This is a genomic window from Pseudomonas sp. P4_C3, assembly GCF_056402075.1.
Map to the genome: position 1 here is coordinate 1 of NZ_JBFUIC010000534.1, position 1,897 is coordinate 1,897.

The window sequence follows — 1,897 nt, forward strand, 5'->3', positions numbered from 1 at the left end:
ACCCTAACGCTGTGCCAGAAGAGTGGCGCACCTACTTCCAGAAGTTGCCTGCTGACGGCAACACTGCCACCGATGTTTCGCACTCCACAATTCGCGATCATTTCGTCTTGCTGGCAAAGAACCAGCGCCGCGCCCAACCGGTTTCCGCCGGCAGCGTGAGCAGTGAGCACGAGAAGAAGCAAGTTGAAGTGCTGCGATTGATCCAGGCCTACCGTATGCGTGGCCACCAGGCAGCCCAGCTTGACCCGCTGGGACTGTGGCAGCGTCCTGCACCTGCAGACCTGTCGATCAATCATTACGGCTTGACCAATGCCGATCTTGATACGACCTTCCGTGCCGGCGACCTGTTCATCGGCAAAGAGGAAGCGAGCCTACGCGAAATTCACGAAGCGTTGCAGCAGACATATTGCCGCACCATCGGCGCTGAATTCACGCACATCACCGATTCCGAGCAGCGCCAGTGGTTCCAGCAGCGTCTGGAAAGCGTGCGCGGTCGTCCGACGTACTCCGCCGACATCAAGAGCCACCTGCTCGAGCGCGTGACCGCCGGCGAAGGCCTGGAAAAATACCTGGGCACCAAATACCCGGGTACCAAGCGTTTCGGTCTGGAAGGCGGCGAGAGCCTGATTCCGATGCTCGACGAGCTGATCCAGCGTTCCGGTTCCTACGGCACCAAGGAAATCGTCATCGGCATGGCCCACCGTGGCCGTCTGAACGTGCTGGTCAACACCTTCGGCAAGAACCCGCGCGAGTTGTTCGACGAGTTCGAAGGCAAGAAGAAGGTCGAGCTGGGTTCCGGTGACGTCAAATACCACCAGGGCTTCTCGTCCAACGTGATGACCACTGGCGGTGAAGTTCACCTGGCGATGGCGTTCAACCCGTCCCACCTGGAAATCGTTTCCCCGGTGGTCGAGGGTTCGGTTCGCGCCCGTCAGGATCGTCGCAACGACCCGACCGGTGAGAAGGTTCTGCCGATCTCCATCCACGGTGACGCTGCATTCGCAGGTCAGGGCGTGGTCATGGAAACCTTCCAGATGTCGCAGACCCGCGGTTTCAAAACCGGCGGTACCGTGCACATCGTGATCAACAACCAGGTCGGTTTCACCATCAGCAACCCGCTGGACGCTCGTTCCACCGAGTACGCGACCGACGTTGCGAAAATGATCCAGGCGCCGATCCTCCATGTGAATGGCGATGATCCGGAAGCCGTATTGTTCGTGACGCAGCTGGCCATCGACTACCGCATGCAGTTCAAGCGTGACGTGGTAATCGACATGTTCTGCTACCGTCGTCGCGGCCACAACGAAGCCGACGAACCTAGTGGCACCCAGCCTCTGATGTATCAGCAGATCACCAAACAGCGCACCACCCGTGAGCTGTATGCCGATCGTCTGACCCAGAGCGGTGTGCTGGACGCAGAGCGTGTTCAGGCGAAAGTCGACGAATACCGCAACGCGCTGGACAACGGTCTGCACGTAGTGAAGAGCCTGGTCAAGGAGCCGAACAAAGAGTTGTTCGTGGACTGGCGCCCATACCTGGGTCACGCCTGGACCGCGCGTCACGACACGCGTTTCGACCTCAAGACCTTGCAGGAACTGTCCGCCAAGCTGCTGGAAATCCCGGAAGGCTTCGTGGTTCAGCGCCAGGTTGCCAAGATCTACGAAGACCGCCAGAAGATGCAAGCCGGCGGCCTGCCGATCAACTGGGGTTACGCCGAAACCATGGCGTACGCGACCCTGGCGTTCGAAGGCCACCCGATTCGCATGACGGGTCAGGACATCGGCCGCGGTACGTTCTCGCACCGCCATGCTGTCCTGCACAACCAGAAAGACGCGGGCACCTACATCCCGCTGCAGAACCTGTACGACGGTCAGCCGCGTTTTGACCTGTACGACTC

The 1,897-nt window shown here is 59.8% G+C and carries 1 protein-coding gene; it reads left to right on the forward strand.

Going from position 1 to position 1,897, the window contains the following annotated elements; genetic code table 11:
• On the forward strand, nucleotides 1-1,897 hold a 1,897-nt coding region (locus AC1DVH_RS30290; RefSeq protein ID WP_477756893.1), incomplete at both ends, for a 2-oxoglutarate dehydrogenase E1 component.